Origin of the sequence: Allokutzneria sp. A3M-2-11 16, assembly GCF_024213555.1 — a bacterium.
In the GTDB taxonomy this organism is placed as follows: domain Bacteria; phylum Actinomycetota; class Actinomycetes; order Mycobacteriales; family Pseudonocardiaceae; genus Allokutzneria.
In genome coordinates this window covers 3,236,631-3,250,946 of record NZ_JANAVO010000001.1, presented here as the reverse complement: position 1 = coordinate 3,250,946, position 14,316 = coordinate 3,236,631, and the positions used below count along the sequence as shown (strand labels likewise).

General features: G+C 68.7%; 14 protein-coding genes. 10 read left to right on the top strand and 4 right to left on the bottom strand.

Features of this window, described 5'->3' with window-relative positions; genetic code table 11:
* Nucleotides 1–14 precede the first annotated feature (14 nt).
* Nucleotides 15–1,061 (top strand): zinc-binding dehydrogenase, encoded by a 1,047-nt coding sequence (locus tag NLX83_RS16260; protein WP_254235681.1) that lies wholly within the window; start codon nucleotides 15–17, stop codon nucleotides 1,059–1,061.
* Entirely contained in the window at nucleotides 1,058–1,849 is a 792-nt protein-coding gene (locus NLX83_RS16255) for a sugar phosphate isomerase/epimerase family protein (protein WP_254235680.1), read from the top strand. The genes NLX83_RS16260 and NLX83_RS16255 overlap by 4 nt, the downstream gene beginning before the upstream one ends.
* On the opposite strand, the gene NLX83_RS16250 is transcribed toward NLX83_RS16255, so the two are convergent.
* The gene (locus NLX83_RS16250; RefSeq protein WP_254235679.1) at nucleotides 1,765–3,021 is read right to left on the bottom strand and encodes an amidohydrolase family protein; all 1,257 of its coding nucleotides are present in this window, start codon (nucleotides 3,019–3,021) and stop codon (nucleotides 1,765–1,767) included. The genes NLX83_RS16255 and NLX83_RS16250 overlap by 85 nt on opposite strands.
* A gap of 45 nt (nucleotides 3,022–3,066) precedes the next feature.
* Here NLX83_RS16250 and NLX83_RS16245 point away from each other — a divergent pair, with 45 nt between their 5' ends.
* Both NLX83_RS16245 and NLX83_RS16240 read left to right on the top strand, forming a co-directional pair.
* Nucleotides 3,067–3,645 carry a TetR/AcrR family transcriptional regulator gene (locus NLX83_RS16245; protein WP_254235678.1) on the top strand — a complete coding sequence of 193 codons (579 nt, stop codon included), beginning with the start codon at nucleotides 3,067–3,069 and terminating at the stop codon, nucleotides 3,643–3,645.
* Nucleotides 3,646–3,957: 312 nt separating this feature from the next.
* Nucleotides 3,958–5,178 carry an HNH endonuclease signature motif containing protein gene (locus NLX83_RS16240; protein WP_254235677.1) on the top strand — a complete coding sequence of 407 codons (1,221 nt, stop codon included), beginning with the start codon at nucleotides 3,958–3,960 and terminating at the stop codon, nucleotides 5,176–5,178.
* 202 nt (nucleotides 5,179–5,380) lie between these two features.
* Here NLX83_RS16240 and NLX83_RS16235 read toward each other — a convergent pair whose 3' ends face one another.
* The 3 genes from NLX83_RS16235 to NLX83_RS16225 all read right to left on the bottom strand — a co-directional run bounded on the left by NLX83_RS16235 (nucleotide 5,381) and on the right by NLX83_RS16225 (nucleotide 8,764).
* Nucleotides 5,381–6,652 (bottom strand): cytochrome P450, encoded by a 1,272-nt coding sequence (locus tag NLX83_RS16235; RefSeq protein ID WP_254235676.1) that lies wholly within the window; start codon nucleotides 6,650–6,652, stop codon nucleotides 5,381–5,383.
* On the bottom strand, nucleotides 6,645–7,661 hold the full coding sequence (locus NLX83_RS16230) for a terpene synthase family protein (protein ID WP_254235675.1): 1,017 nt from the start codon (nucleotides 7,659–7,661) through the stop codon (nucleotides 6,645–6,647). The genes NLX83_RS16235 and NLX83_RS16230 overlap by 8 nt, the downstream gene beginning before the upstream one ends.
* Nucleotides 7,662–7,738: 77 nt before the next feature.
* Nucleotides 7,739–8,764, bottom strand: coding sequence for a tetratricopeptide repeat protein (locus NLX83_RS16225; RefSeq protein WP_254235674.1), 1,026 nt, complete (start codon nucleotides 8,762–8,764; stop codon nucleotides 7,739–7,741).
* 86 nt (nucleotides 8,765–8,850) lie between these two features.
* Here NLX83_RS16225 and NLX83_RS16220 point away from each other — a divergent pair, with 86 nt between their 5' ends.
* From NLX83_RS16220 to NLX83_RS16195, 6 genes are all read left to right on the top strand, one after another.
* The gene (locus NLX83_RS16220; RefSeq protein WP_254235673.1) at nucleotides 8,851–10,026 is read left to right on the top strand and encodes a glycosyltransferase; all 1,176 of its coding nucleotides are present in this window, start codon (nucleotides 8,851–8,853) and stop codon (nucleotides 10,024–10,026) included.
* 71 nt (nucleotides 10,027–10,097) lie between these two features.
* On the top strand, nucleotides 10,098–11,285 hold the full coding sequence (locus NLX83_RS16215; protein ID WP_254235672.1) for a polysaccharide lyase 6 family protein: 1,188 nt from the start codon (nucleotides 10,098–10,100) through the stop codon (nucleotides 11,283–11,285).
* A gap of 8 nt (nucleotides 11,286–11,293) precedes the next feature.
* Complete coding sequence (locus NLX83_RS16210; RefSeq protein ID WP_254235671.1) at nucleotides 11,294–11,434, top strand: hypothetical protein; 141 nt, start codon at nucleotides 11,294–11,296, stop codon at nucleotides 11,432–11,434.
* Between the two features lie 185 nt (nucleotides 11,435–11,619).
* A complete protein-coding gene (locus NLX83_RS16205) occupies nucleotides 11,620–11,820 on the top strand; it encodes a hypothetical protein (RefSeq protein WP_254235670.1) in 201 nt (66 codons plus the stop codon).
* Complete coding sequence (locus NLX83_RS16200) at nucleotides 11,817–12,362, top strand: GNAT family N-acetyltransferase (protein ID WP_254235669.1); 546 nt, start codon at nucleotides 11,817–11,819, stop codon at nucleotides 12,360–12,362. Before NLX83_RS16205 ends, NLX83_RS16200 begins: the two co-directional genes overlap by 4 nt.
* A gap of 87 nt (nucleotides 12,363–12,449) precedes the next feature.
* On the top strand, nucleotides 12,450–14,300 hold the full coding sequence (locus NLX83_RS16195) for an SDR family oxidoreductase (RefSeq protein WP_254235668.1): 1,851 nt from the start codon (nucleotides 12,450–12,452) through the stop codon (nucleotides 14,298–14,300).
* Nucleotides 14,301–14,316: the final 16 nt, after the last annotated feature.

Here is a 14,316-nt window from a genome sequence, read left to right as displayed (position 1 = left end):
GGCTAGGTAGGCGAGTGCCCAAAGTCGTGCAGTTCTCCGCCCCGCGTTCGGTCGAGCTCGTCGAGGAGCCCGGCGCCCCACTGGCGTCCGGGCAGGTCCGGGTGCGCACGCTGTACTCCGGGATCTCGGCGGGGACGGAGCTGACGGCCTACCGCGGCTCCAACCCGTACCTGAGCAAGCTGTGGGACGCCGAGCGCAGGTTGTTCGTGGACGGCACGCCGTCCTTCGGCTATCCGGTGGCGGGCTGGGGCTACCAGGAGGTCGGCGTGGTCACCGAGACCACGGTCCCCGATCTTGAGGTGGGGCAACGGGTCTGGGGCATCTGGGGGCACCGCTCCTCTGCGGTGGTGGACGCCGCCAAGCTGGCGGGCCACGTGCTGCCGGACTCGGTGCCGCCGGTGGCCGGGGTGTTCGCGCGGCTCGGCGCGATCGCGTTGAACGCGGTGCTGGACGCGGACATCCACCTCGGCGAGGACGTCGCGGTGTTCGGCCAGGGCGTGCTCGGGTTGCTCACCACCAGGCTGGCAACGCTCAACGGCGCGCGGGTCGTCGCCGTGGACGCGCTCCCACGACGCCTCGCGCTCGCCGCCGAGCAGGGCGCGGTGCTGACCCTGAACGCGATCGACGACGCTGTCGCGGAGCGGATCGCCGAGCACACGGGCGGCCGGGGCGCGGACACCAGCATCGAGATCAGCGGCTCGGCGAAGGCGCTGCACGAGGCGATCAGGTCCGTCGGTGTCGCCGGGCGCGTGGTCGCTTCCGGCTTCTACCAAGGGGATGCGGTCGGGCTGCGGCTCGGCGAGGAGTTCCACCACAACCGCGTCCGGCTGGTGGCCTCGCAGATCGGCGGGGTGAACCCCGAGCTGTCGCAGCGGTGGTCGGTGGAGCGGTTGCAGCGCACGTTCATGGAACTCGTCGTGGCGGGCACGCTCGATCCGCTGCCGCTGGTGACGCACGTGATGTGCGCGCACGACGTGGCGAAGGCGTTCGCCGAGATCGACGAACGGCCCGCCGACACGTTGCAGGTCGTACTGGATTTCGCTGACGTGGACGGGGAATGACGATGTTTCTGTCGTGTCAGGAGCAGATGCTGCCCGGCGCCACCCTGCTCGCGAAGTGGGACTTCGCGCGGCGCGCCGGGTTCGACGCGATCGAGTTGCGCGGCAAGGGTGATCTCGCGTTCCGCGAAAGGCTCCCGGAGCTGCGGCAGGCCAAGGCCGCCGGTGTCGTGATGCCGACCGTGTGCGTGGAGATGACGCACTTCATCGGCGACTTCGACGCGGGGCGGCGGCGGGACGCGATCAAGAACATGGCCAGTCAGCTGTCCGTGATCGCCGAGCTCGAAGGCGTCGGCGCGATGACTCCGGCGTCGTGGGGGATGTTCTCCTACCGGCTGCCCCCGTTCGTCCCGCCGCGCAGCGCGCACGAGGACCGGCACGTGCTCATGGACGCGCTCGGCGAACTCGGCGAGCACGCGAAGCGCGAGGGCGTCGTCCTGTTGCTGGAGCCGCTGAACCGCTACGAGGACCACATGGTCAACCGTCTGGACCAGGCAGTCGACCTCATCAAGGCGACCGGGACGGACGGTGTCCGGATCGGCGCGGACACCTATCACATGAACATCGAGGAAGCCTCGCCGATGGACGCGCTCCGCCAGGCCGCGCCGTGGCTGGGGCACGTGCAGGTCAGCGACTCCAACAGGTTGGAGCCCGGCGCGGGCCACCTCGACTGGTGGCAGCTGCTCTCGACGCTGAAGGAGATCGGCTACACCGGATCGCTCGCGATGGAGTGCAGGCTCAGCGGGCCGCCGGAGGACGTGCTCCCCAAGGTGCCACCGCTGTTCCGCTGAGCGCGTCGGCCGCCGCGCCACACCGCGACGATGTCGAGGGTGGCCCCGATCGCCTTGGTGGGATCGCCTTCGACGAGCAGGAGATCCGCTCGCAGGCCCGGCGCGATGCGACCGCGGTCGCCCAGCCCGAAGCAGTCCGCTGGCGCGGAGGTGGCCGACGTGAGGGCTTCGAGTGGCGAAAGTCCTGCCGCGACAAGCAGTTCCAGCTCGACGTGCAGGCTCGCGCCGTGCGCCACGAAGAGGTTCGACGTGTCCGAACCGGCGAGGATCGTCGCTCCCGCTTCGCGAAGCTCCGCCACGGTCTGCGTCGCGCCGTCGAGATCGTGGCGCGCCGCGGGCCCCAACGGAACCGGGTCGGCGTTGAGCAGATACCGCGACGTGTCGTCGAGGTACGGTTCGACGCGGGGGTCATCGAGGAGCTGGCGCGCCTTCGGTCGACCGAAAAGCCCTTGTACCGCGACAAGAGTGGGGATGACCGGCGTACCGCGCTCGGCGATGCGGTACGGCAGCTCCGCGTCCGTGCGGTCGAGGTACACGTGCGCGAGCACATCGACTCCGGCGGACAGGGCGGCGTGCGTGGTCTCGACGGTCAGCGCGTGTGCGACCGCGAGCTTGCCGTGCTGGTGCGCGCTGTCGACGAGCGCCGCCGCGGTGTCGACCGAGAGCGCGGGAAGCGCTTGGCCGGTGGTGGTTCCGTCCTCCAGGAGGATCTTGATGTGGTCCGAGCCTTCACGGACACGGTCGGCGATGAAACCCGGCGCCTCGTCCGGCTCGGTGATGGTCGGGAACGGTGTCAGGTAACCCATGTCGACGAGGAACCACGGATAGCCGCCCGGCACGGTCGCCCCGGTCCCCGCGGAGCGCAGATCCGCGATGCCCGGATCGCTCGCCGCCGCAGCGCGCAGCTCGGCGACTTGACCCGGGTTGCCCAGCATGTCGAGCACCGTCGTCACGCCGAAGCCCAGCGTGTGCCGCAACTCCGTCGTAGTGAAGACGTGGCCGTGCGCGTCGATGAGGCCCGGTAACAGCGTGCGGCCGCGGCCATCGACGCGCTCCGCTCCGCGCAGGGCGGTGCCGACCTCGCGAACGAGACCGTTCTCGACGAGGACGTCCGCTTCCGGCAGGACCCGGTCCCCGGTGAAGACCCTGGCTCCGGCGATGACGATGCTCATGCCACCACTATACATACATGGGCGCATGTATATTATCCTGATCGCATGCGGAGAACGGCGGCCGAGGCCGCAGCGACGAGGTCGGACCTGGTGGACGCGGGACTGCGGGTGTTCGCCGACCGCGGCTTCGCGGAGTCGTCACTGGCCGACATCGCCAAGGCGGCCGGGGTGACGCGAGGCGCGGCCTACCACCACTTCAAGGACAAGGCCGAGCTGTACCTGGCCGTCGTGTCCGAGAAGTGGCCCGTCGCCGCCGCCCCCGTGTGGGAGCCGTTGTTCACCGAGGGCCCGGCGGAAGATCGGCTGCGCGAACACCTGCGGCGGTACTTCGTCGCGTTGGAGCGCAACGACACCATGCGGTCGATCCTGAGCGTGACGATCTACAAGTCCGGCAACGCTCCTGGCTTGGAGCTGAAGCGGGACGTCATGCGCTTGTGGGTGAGCCAGATCGCGGATGTGCTTGCGGCGGCGGAGAATCCGGGGGTTTCGGTGGCAGCGTACGGGATCGTGTCCACCGTGAGCGGCGTGACGAGCATGTGGCTGGCCGATCCTGACTTTCTGTCCCCTGCCGCGCAGGCCGACAATCTCGCTGATTTCGCTCTGCGTGGTGCTTTTTCGGGTTGACCAGCGTGGGGTCGGCTTGACCTGGGGCCCCTTGCGCGTGCCCTTGGGCCTCACGGGGGCACGGGATGGAACCCCGGCCCTCGCGGGGGAGCGTATGGCACGCGCACCCCAGGTAAAGCCGACCGTTCCAGCCGCAGCCCGCTTTCCCTTGTGGCCCTTGCGATTGGTATCGCCCACTTGGGGGACCCTCCCCGAATGCCGATTTCGGTGACACGCTGGAACCGTTGGCGTGCAGGGATTCACCCACTGGTACTTGGATGTCGATCTTGCGTCTTGAGATAATGGAGGTGTCCACGGAGAAGGGGGTGAATCATGTTGGATACCAAGGCAATCACAGACATGCTGACGACCGAGATCGAGGTCAACGACTCCTACCGACTCTCCGAGAAGGATCATGTCGTGTTGTTGAAGGAGTTGGAGCGGATCAGTAATCTGCTCACCGCCGTGAAGACCGATGTCGCCACCCACGCCGAGGAACGTGGCCTGCACACCTCACGCGGCTGTAAGGATCTCGCGGTCCTGCTGCGCAGTGAACTCAATATCGCTCCTGCCGAAGCCCACCGCCGCAAGCGATTGGTCCACGAACTACCGAAGCTGCCCACAACCCGGGAAGCCGTCTACACCGGAGCGATCAGCGGTGAGCACGCGTTGGTGATCTCCGATGCGATCAAGCGCATCCCGGAAGAGTACGTGGGCAAGGCCGATGCGGCGTTGGCGAAGGCGGCACGGAAGGTGAACCCGCGTGATCTGATGGTGGTCGGCAAACGCGTGCGACAGCACGTCGACCCCGACGGCGTCTACCGCGACGAACAAGAAGCGATCGCCCGGCGATCAGCGCGGATGGGCCGGGATCAGGACGGATGCCTGCATCTCAAGGCGATGATTGATCCGATCAACGGCGAGAAGATCTGGAACTTCCTCTCGGCATTAGCCAAACCCAAGTCCGTCAACGGCGAGAAAGACCCCCGTAGGTTCGAGCAGCGGTTGGCCGATGCCTTCATCGAAGCCATGACCATGGCGATGTCGATCCAGGACATCCCCGGACTCCCCCGTACCCTGCTGATCATCACCATGGGCCTGGACGACCTGGAACACAGGACCGGCTGCGGGGAAACCCACACCGGCCAGCCCATGTCAGCGGACCTGCTGCGGCAGACCGCCTGCGACACCACAGTCATCCCGATCGTGCTCAGCGGAGAAGGCGAACCCCTCGCCTACGGACGCGAACGACGACTCGCCTCCCTCGCCCAGAAACGCGCACTCGCGGTACGGGACAAGGGATGCGCCTTCCCCGGCTGTGACCGGCCACCCTCCTGGACAGAAGCACATCACGTGGTGCACTGGATCGACGGCGGGCCGACCGACCTCAACAACCTCGTACTCCTGTGCGTGCACCACCACCATGTGATCCATGATCAGGACTGGGAGATCGTTTTCGACCACGGGATACCGGCGTTCATCCCACCAAAGTGGATCGACCCTGACCAGGCACCGCTGCGGAACATCCGAGTCGATCACCCACTGAAGCTATAACGCCGGGGGCGTCCAGAGTGGACGGATGCCCCGGAGACAACGCTGGAACGGTTCCAGCGTGGTGCAGGCGCGAGCTGGAAGGCAAGGGGCACAAGCAAACCGAGGCTTTACCTGGGGTGCGCGTGCCATACGCTTCCCGCGAGGGCCGGGGTTTCATCCCGTGCCCCTGAAAGGCCCAAGGGTACGCGCGAGGGGCCCCAGGTCAAGCCGACCCCCAGGCTGGAAAACAGCTGGTACCGACGCGAGCAACCGCGCGCATGGGCAACGAACGAGGGCGGGGCACAATGGCGAGAACCTCGCGAACCGGACCACACGGCCGGAGAGACCACCGGGCGGCAACAGTCGCGACGGTGACCATCATCTCGGCCAGAGCGAAGTGCTCGCCGACGCACTTGTGCACGCCGAAGTTGAAGGGAGAGAAGACATCCGGCACCGAACGGTCGGGGTCGAAGTGCAGTGGAGAGGGGTACAGAGACGGATCACGGTGCAGGGCGTACGGACTGTACGCAACCTCGACACCCGCAGGAAACTGAACGCCACCAAGGGAAACGTCCTGAGTCGCCCGCAACGTGAAGAGCAGCGTGGGGTGCAGGCGAAGCGCCTCGGTGACGACGCGGCGCGTGTACTCCAGCTGCCCCAACGTCGACAAGGTCACCGGCGCGGAGTCGACCTCCGCGTGCAGGCGCTGCTCTACGGACGGATGCTGAGCCAACTCGTGGAAGATCCACGCCAAGGTCGAACTGGGGGTCTCGGTTCCCGCCATGAGCAGCGACACGACCTCATCGCAGATCTGCTCATCGGACATGTCCGCGGCGACGAGCATGGCCAGCAGATCGGAGCCCTCACCGGAAGAAGCGCGATAGCCGAGGATCAGCTCGCCGACCAGCGCGCGCAAGCGATCCGCGGCGGCGTCGAAGCGCGGGTGCACCGGTGTGATCATCCGCAGCGCGATGCCCTTCATGATCACGGGCATCAGGCGGTGGATCTCCGCGGCGGCGGAACGGCCGATGTCGCGGGAGGTGAGCGCGGTGACGACGATCTTCAACATGAGGTCGCTCATCGCCCGGTCGACGGCCACGACCTGGCCGTGCGACCAGGAATCGGACAGGGCCCGGGCTTGGGCGAGCATCATGCCGAAGTACGACTCGACGTGGGCACGGTGGAACAGCGGCTGCACGAGCCGTCGCTGCCGGAGGTGCAGCGCACCGTCGGAGGTGGCCAGCCCGTTGCCGAACAGGGTCCGCGCGCGCTCGTAGATCCGGCCGCGGGAGAAGCCCGGGGAGGTCAACGCCTGGCGGTGCAGCCGTGGCGCGGTCAGGAAGTAGACGGGTTTCGGGCCGAGGTCGACGCGCACGATGTCGCCGGATTCCCGCAGCGCCACCAAGAAATCCAGCGGACCACGGGCCAGCGCGGCGAGGTGCCCGATGCCGGGCAGGCGCCCGGGAGCGACCGGGACCGAACGGAGATCAGCCATCGCAGAGCACATCGTCGAAGGTCCCCCTGATCCGCGGCAGGTCGAGGTCGTACCGCCTGGTCTGCCCGATCCACACCAGGTTGGCGTACGTATACGCCCGCAGCTGCCGGGTCAAGGCCAGCGCCGACGCGGCAGCCGGAGGACCCAGCCCCAGCTCATCAGCCAGCGAAGGCAACTCTTCTTCGATACGGAGGAAAAGGCGCTGCCGCTCCTTCGCCCGCTCCACCACCCGATCCACGGCGACCTCGGTTGAGCAGTCCTCGCTCGCCGACGTCACGAGCACCGCGTTGCACAGCTGCCCGTCCGCGATGTCCTTCTCCAGCCCGTAAACGTCGTTGTGCCACGCGGTGACATCGGCGAAGCACCACACGAGTTCGCGGAACATCCGGTGACCGCGCAACGACCCTGGAATGTCCAAACAGGACAGAGCTTCGAGCACGTCGGCCTGGAAGATCATCGCGATGGTGTGCCTGCGCAGTCCGAGGAAGGTCGCGGCGTCGGGGACCTCCCCCTTGGCGTGGAAGCGGTTCTGGAACCGGACGGCTTCGAGGTAGTCGAGGAAGTTCCGCGTCACCCTGCGCCGCGCAGCGGGTGACATGTTCGCGACGAGCGCGGGCCAGAACTCGGCCAGCCCCCGGACAACGGGATCACCACCGAGGACCGCACCGCCGCCGAGGATCGTCCGCGCGGCCTGGATGACGGAGCGCACACGCTCTTCCCGGTCACCGCAGTCGTAGTTGTCGTACTGGTCGTCGGCGAGCGACCCCCAGCAGAACCACTTCATGCCGAGCACGAGCGCGGGCAGGCCCAGCTCCGGCGTGGCGATCCCGTGGTAGAGCCCGAACCGGAAGGAGCGCAGGTGCTCCTCCTGGGCCTCGTTGGTCAGGAACCCGGTGCGCCACAACCACGCGACGACCTCGTCCTCCGCGCGCTCGGCCAACGGGTTCACCGGCGGACTCGTCGGCTCACAGAAGCCAGGCACCAACGCGGACAAGCCGAGCTGCGGCATCGCGCCACCTCCGCCGTTCAACTACGCCATTCGGCGCAGCGGACGCTACAACACGCTTGCCAAGACGGAAACAGACTTCACGTACGGCTACGCCAGCGCGCCAACCGGCGCCCGGCGAGCACCACGGCCCCGGCGAGAACGGTCACCACGCACGCCACGACGGCTGTCTGGAGCACTCCGGGCCATACGGCGAGGATCAACGTCCACAGCACCAGCAGCAGCGTCCCGAACGCGAACAGGACGCTGGCCAGCAACAACAGCTTCCGCGAGCGCGCGAGCCGCACGAGTCCAGGCCGCACCGCGGCGGGCACCTTGGACACGAAACGCCACACCACCGCCCCCAAGACGAGGAGCAGGACCAGGCCGAACACCGCGTATCCGGACCCTGGCCGGGGGAGCCCGCCGATCACCAGAGCGAGGCTGCCGATCCCTTGCAGGACCACCAAACGCCAGAGCAAGTCCCATAAAACGGGTTCAGCGTCGCGGACCACCGGTTCGGGGTCGGGCTCTCCGCGCTGCACCTTCGCCAGCTCGTCGCGAAGGTGCTCGTTGCGGGGATTGAGCTGCAACGCGGTCAACAGAGCCTGCTCAGCGACGTCCCACCGGTGCGCGCGGGAGGCGATCTCGCTGAGCACTTCGAAGGGACGCGACTCCGTGGGCGCGAGTTCGGACGCACGGTGTGCCGCGATCAAAGCGCGCTTCGCGTCGTCTTCCGAGTGCTGCACCCGCTCCACGGCGCCCGAGCCGATCAGGGCCTCGGCGAGCGCGATGTGACTGCGCCATTCGAAGGGGTCCGCGCGGATCGCGCAGTCCGCGGCGACCACGGCCTCCGCCGAGCGGCCGAGCTGGGTGAGCGCGCAGCTGGCCAGCCGGTGCGGCCCTTCCTTGCCGGAGCCGAGGACCACCGCGTGCTGGGCCGCTTCCAACGCCTTCTTCGGCTGGTTGTCGGCGAGGTACGCGGCGGAGAGCGCGCACCAGGCGTCCACGTCCGTCGGGGCCTGCGCGGCCACCGGGCGGAGCAGCCGGACGGCCTTGGCGGCCTTGCCGGTCCGGCACAGCTCGGCCGCCTGCCGCATGGCCATGGCTACCGGGTCGTCGGCCATCCGTGCGTCCTTCCGGGCAGTGGGCTCGGCGGGACCAGTCTGGCACGCCGGTGATCACTAGCATCGCCGGTGAGTGAGGAGGACTCGTGAAGGTTCTCATGATCACCGCAGGTAGCCGGGGTGATGTGCAGCCCTACGCGGCGTTGGCGGTGGCGCTGAAGAAGGCCGGTCACGTTCCGGTCCTGGCCGCTGCCACCCGTTCGGGCGAGATCTTCGCCGGGCTCGGTTTCCGGTTCGTCGAGCTGGACGAGGGGCCGATGGCGCTCACCGAGACCGTGGCGACGGAGAGCAAGCTGGCGCTCTACCGCAAGGCCATGGGCATGCTGGAGCGGATGTTTGACGACGCCTGGGAGGTCGCGGCCGAGGGCGCCGACATCGTCCTGCACCACCCGGGATCGCTTGTGGGAGCGCACATCGCCGAGCGTCTCGACGTCCCGGCCGTTGTCGGCGCGCTGACCCCGCTGTACGTGCCGACCAAGGCGTTCCCCCTGCCGTTGGCCCCGCGGTGGCTTCCCGCGGCGCTCAACCGCGCGAGCTACCGGGTCGTCGACCTGATCGGCTTGCCGTTCCGGAAAACGCTCATGCGGTGGCGCGCCGACCGGCTCGGGCTGCCGTCGGGCAAGGGGCGCAAGGACGCGGTGCTGCACGCGATCAGCGAGCACGTAGTCCCCCCGCCGCCCGACTGGCCCGCGACCGCGCTCAGCACGGGCTACTGGTTCCTGGAATCGGCCGAGGAGCCCGAACTCCCGGAGATCACCGGCACGACTGTCTACATTGGATTCGGCAGCATGGCCGGAGCCGATCCCGAGCGGACGACGGCGACGGTGCTGGAGGCGGTGCGGCTGGCCGGAGTCCACGCGATCCTCGCGCGCGGCTGGGGCGGGCTGACCGCGACCGACCTGCCGGAGAACGTGACGATGATCGACAACGTTCCGCACGAGCGCCTCTTCCCCTTGGTGGATGCCGTTGTGCACCACGGCGGAGCCGGGACCGTGGCCGCGGCTGCCGCCGCCGGGCGCCCGCAGGTGCTGTGCCCGTTCCTGGCCGACCAGCCTTACTGGGGCCGCAGGATGCACGAGCTCGGCGTGGCCCCTCCCCCGCTCCCGGAACGCGAGCTGGACGCCGGGGAACTGGCGGCGTCGATCAAGGAGGCGCTGAGCAGGTCCGCGGAGGCCGCGCGGCTCGGCGCGTTGGTGCGCGCGGAAAACGGTGTGGGCAAAGCGGTTCACGCACTGGAACGACTCTGTCCTCCTTCCGGATGATGACCGGGCGCGATGCGGGCACTACGGTCGGCTGGGCCGTCGCAGGTACTCCGACCCTAGGAGATCCAGCGATGAAACGTGCCCTCATCCCGGTGACGGTGTTGCTATTGCTCGGCATGTCCCCGGTCGCGGACGCGGCGCCGGTGACCTCGCTGTCCGCTCTGCAGAGCGCGATCGACAAGGCGCGGCCCGGTGACCGCGTCGTGCTCGCCGCGGGGCGCTACGACGCGAAGCAGCCGATCAGGATCACCCGCAAGTCCGGTGTCACGATCGCCGCCGCCTCGGTCGGTGGCGCCGAGATCTACGGTGCGAACGGCTTCACCTTCGACTCCTCGGAGCGCGTCACCGTCGAGGGCTTCAGGTTCACCCACACCGCGACGGTGTCCGTTCCGTCCAGTTCGCACCACATTCGCTTGAGCCGCAACGTTTTCCAGCTCCGCTCCCCGGAGGACAAGCACTGGGTGAACGTGGACGGCGACGATGTCGAGGTGGACCGGAACACCTTCACCGGCAAGAGCACGAAGGGTGTGTACCTGTCGATCTTCGGGCCCAGCAGCGGGATGGCGCAGCGGACCCGCGTCCGCCTCAACTACTTCCACAACCACAGCTTCGCCGGTTCCAACGGCGGTGAGTCGATCCGGCTCGGGGTCAGCTCGAAGCAGCGGTTCTCCGCACGCGCCGTGGTCGAGAACAACCTCTTCGAGAAGGCCAACGGCGACCCTGAGGCGATCTCGGTCAAATCGTCGGACAACCTGGTGCGCAACAACACCATCCGCGACAGCAAGGGCCAGATCGTGTTGCGGCACGGCAACCGCACGCGCGTCGAGGGCAACATCATGTTGGGTGGAGCCTCCGGAATCCGCTTCTACGGCAACGACCACGTGATCGTGAACAACGTGGTGAACGGCAGCAGCGGCAACGGGATCACGGTCGGCAGCGGCACCGTCATCGACGACACCAGCAGCACCGGCAACGACCGGCCGGACCGGGTCCTGGTCGCTTTCAACACCGTCTCCGGCACCGCGACCGCCATCGCGGGCGAGAACAAGACCTACGGCCCGGACTCGTGCGTGATCTCGAACAACGTGCTCACCGGGAGCGGGCAGCTCGTGCGGCAGACGCAGTTCTCGAAGTTCCGCTGGGAGGGCAACGTGCTCTGGGGCGCCACCGCGGGGAACATCCCCTCGGGCGGCTACCGGCAGGTGGACCCGAAGGTATCTGGAGAACTCCGCCGTCCGGCCGCCGACAGCCCCTGCTGAACGCCTCGGTGGGCTCCTACCCCGCGGTCGAACTGGACCTGGACGGGCAGCGGCGGGACGACCGCAAGGACGTCGGAGCCGACGAACGCGGCGGCCACCGCGTCCCGCTCACCACCGCCGATGTGGGTCCGGGGGCCCCGGCCGAGTGATGTTGGCGAACGGCGCAATCGTCGGTTGCGCCGTTCAGTCGCTGGTCAGCGCGTCGATCATCTCCGAGGCTGCACGCCGTGCTCAGCCGATCGGCTGAACAGGCTCAAGCACCGCGTCATGCCCGGCCCCGGAACCTGTCCCACTCCCGCATCGCCGAACGGACCAGGTCTGGAGGTCGGGGAACGTGGTTGTCCGGAGGGAGTGGATCGTGGGCTGCCGCGATGTCGCGGGCCGGCGACGGTCGTTGACGGTGCTGGTGAACCAGGGACAGGTCGTCGTGATCTCGCCGCCGGGCGAGGCGGCCGTGCTCGCGCCCTTGGAGGTCGGTGAACTGCGGTCCGCGCTGCGGCAGGCGGCGATGGCGGCGGTGGGTGCCGAACTGTGAGCGAGCAAGCAGGAGAACAGGCGTCGGAGCTGACCGTACGGAGCGGGACGGTCAGCGACGCCACAACGGTGCTCGGACTCTTCGACGACGCGGTGCGGTGGCTGACGGCCCGGGGGCAGACCGGCCAGTGGGGCACCACCCCGTTCTCGGAGAGTCCGAAGCGCGTCCTGCAGATCGAGCGGTGGTGCGACTCCGGTGGGTTGCGCCTCGCGGAGCGGTACGGGGACGTGGTCGGCGCCATGGTGCTGCTGCCCGACGCCCCGGCCTACGTGCCGGTCTCCGGCGAACCCGAGCTCTACGTGGTCGGCCTGGTCTCTGGGCGGCAGGCCGGAGCACGCGGCGCGGGTCGGAAACTGCTGGAGACGGCACGGGAAGAGGCGGTGGCGGCGGGGGTCTCCCGCTTGCGGGTCGACTGCTGGGCGGGCGGTGACGGCGCGCTGGTGGACTTCTACGTCTCGGCGGGTTTCACCAGGCTGCACGGCTTCGAGGTCGGGGACTGGCCGGGCCAGGTCCTCGAACAGCGCCTGCGCCGCCACCCCTGAGGTGGTCCGGCACGTTGGTCCCCTGCTTCCTGCGTGCCGACCCCTCAGCTCTTCCTACTCGCGGGTAGGTAGTGCCACTATCAAGCGGTGACCACGTACCTGGTGACCGGCGCGACCGGCTTCCTCGGCGTCCGGCTGGTCGAGCGACTGCTCCGCCGAGCCGCGTGCGAACGCGTGTTCGTGCTGGTCAGACCCGCGTCGAAGGCGAAGCTCGACCAGATCGCGCAGCGCTGGCCGCAGCCGGAGCGGGTGTGGCCGGTGTCCGGCGACCTCACCGAGCCCGGCCTGGGCCTCGACGACGCCGACCACGCACGGCTCGCTGATGTCGATCACGTGATCCACCTCGGCGCGAGCTACGACCTCACCGCCGACGAGGCCACCGCGCGGGCGGCCAACGTCGACGGCACACGGCACGTCGTCGACCTCGTGGCGGAACTGGGCAGCGCGAAGCTGCACCACGTGTCCTCGGTCGCGGTCGCGGGTGATCACCGCGGCGCGTTCACCGAGAACGACTTCGACCTCGGGCAGCGGTTCGACTCACCGTACCACGCGACGAAGTTCGAGGCGGAGCGCGTCGTCCGGGAACGCTCGGGCATCGCGTGGCAGATCTACCGCCCCTCCGCGATCGTCGGCGACTCGCGCACAGGCGAGATGGACAAGATCGACGGGCCGTACTACTTCTTCGGCGCGCTCGCGGAGCTGTCCCGGCTGCCCGCAGCGCTGCCGCTCGCCGGAGCCGATCTGGGCTCGACCAACATGGTGCCGGTCGACTGGGTTGCTGATGCGCTGGACCGCTTGGTGCACAACGACTTCGAGCCAGGGCGGACCTTTCACCTCACGGCGCCTGGCGCGCAGTCGCTGACCTCGGTCTACAACGCGCTCGCCGAAGCCGCCGGAGCGCCGCGGATCGCGATCACGGCTCCGGTGCCCGTTCGCGCCCTGCTGAACCTTCCCGGGCTGGGCAAGCTCCTCGGTGTTCCGCCGGAAGTGTTGCCGCACATGACGTTTTCGGCGAGCTTCGATCGTTCGAACACCGATCGCGCGCTCGCTGACCTGCCGACACCGGAGTTCGGCGAGTACGCGAACCAGCTGTGGCGGTACTGGCGGCGGCACCTCGACCCGGATCGGGCACGGCGGCCGAGGGACGGCCTGCGCGGACGGCAGATCGTGATCACCGGCGCGTCGTCCGGCATCGGGCGGGCGACGGCGCTGCAGGTGGCTCAGCTCGGCGCGGTCCCGCTGCTGGTCGCCCGCCGTGCCGAGGAACTGGAGACCGTGCGCGACGAGATCATGCGCGAGGGCGGCCAAGCGCACGTGTACCCGTGCGACCTGACCGACAGCGAGTCCGTGCGCGCCACGGTGAAGCGGATGCTCAGCGACCACGAGGGCATCGACATGCTGGTCAACAACGCGGGCCGGTCGATCCGGCGCGGTGTGCTGAACTCGGTGGACCGGCTGCACGACTACGAACGCACGATGGCGATCAACTACTTCGGCGCCGTGCGGCTGGTGCTGGCCTTGTTGCCGCACATGACCGCGCGGCGGTTCGGCCACATCGTCAACGTGTCGACGAAGGGCGTGCAGATCGCCACCCCCAGGTACTCCGCCTACCTGGCCTCCAAGGCGGCGCTGGACATGTTCAGCCGCGTCGTGGCCAGCGAGACGGTCGCGGACGGCGTCACCTTCAGCACCGTCCACATGGGACTCGTCAAGACCCCGATGAGCGAGGCGACCTCCGCGTACGACCGGATTCCCGGCGCCACCCCGGAAGAAGGCGCGCGGCTGGTGGTGCGCGCGCTGACGCGGCGGCCCAAGCGCGTCGGCTCCGCCGCGGGCGCGCTCGCCCAGGCGGCCTACGCCATCACCCCCAAGGCGGTTGATCGGGCGATGCACGTGCTGTATCGCCTTATGCCGGAGGCACCACGGCGCACGCCCTGACCATCCACTGTGGAGG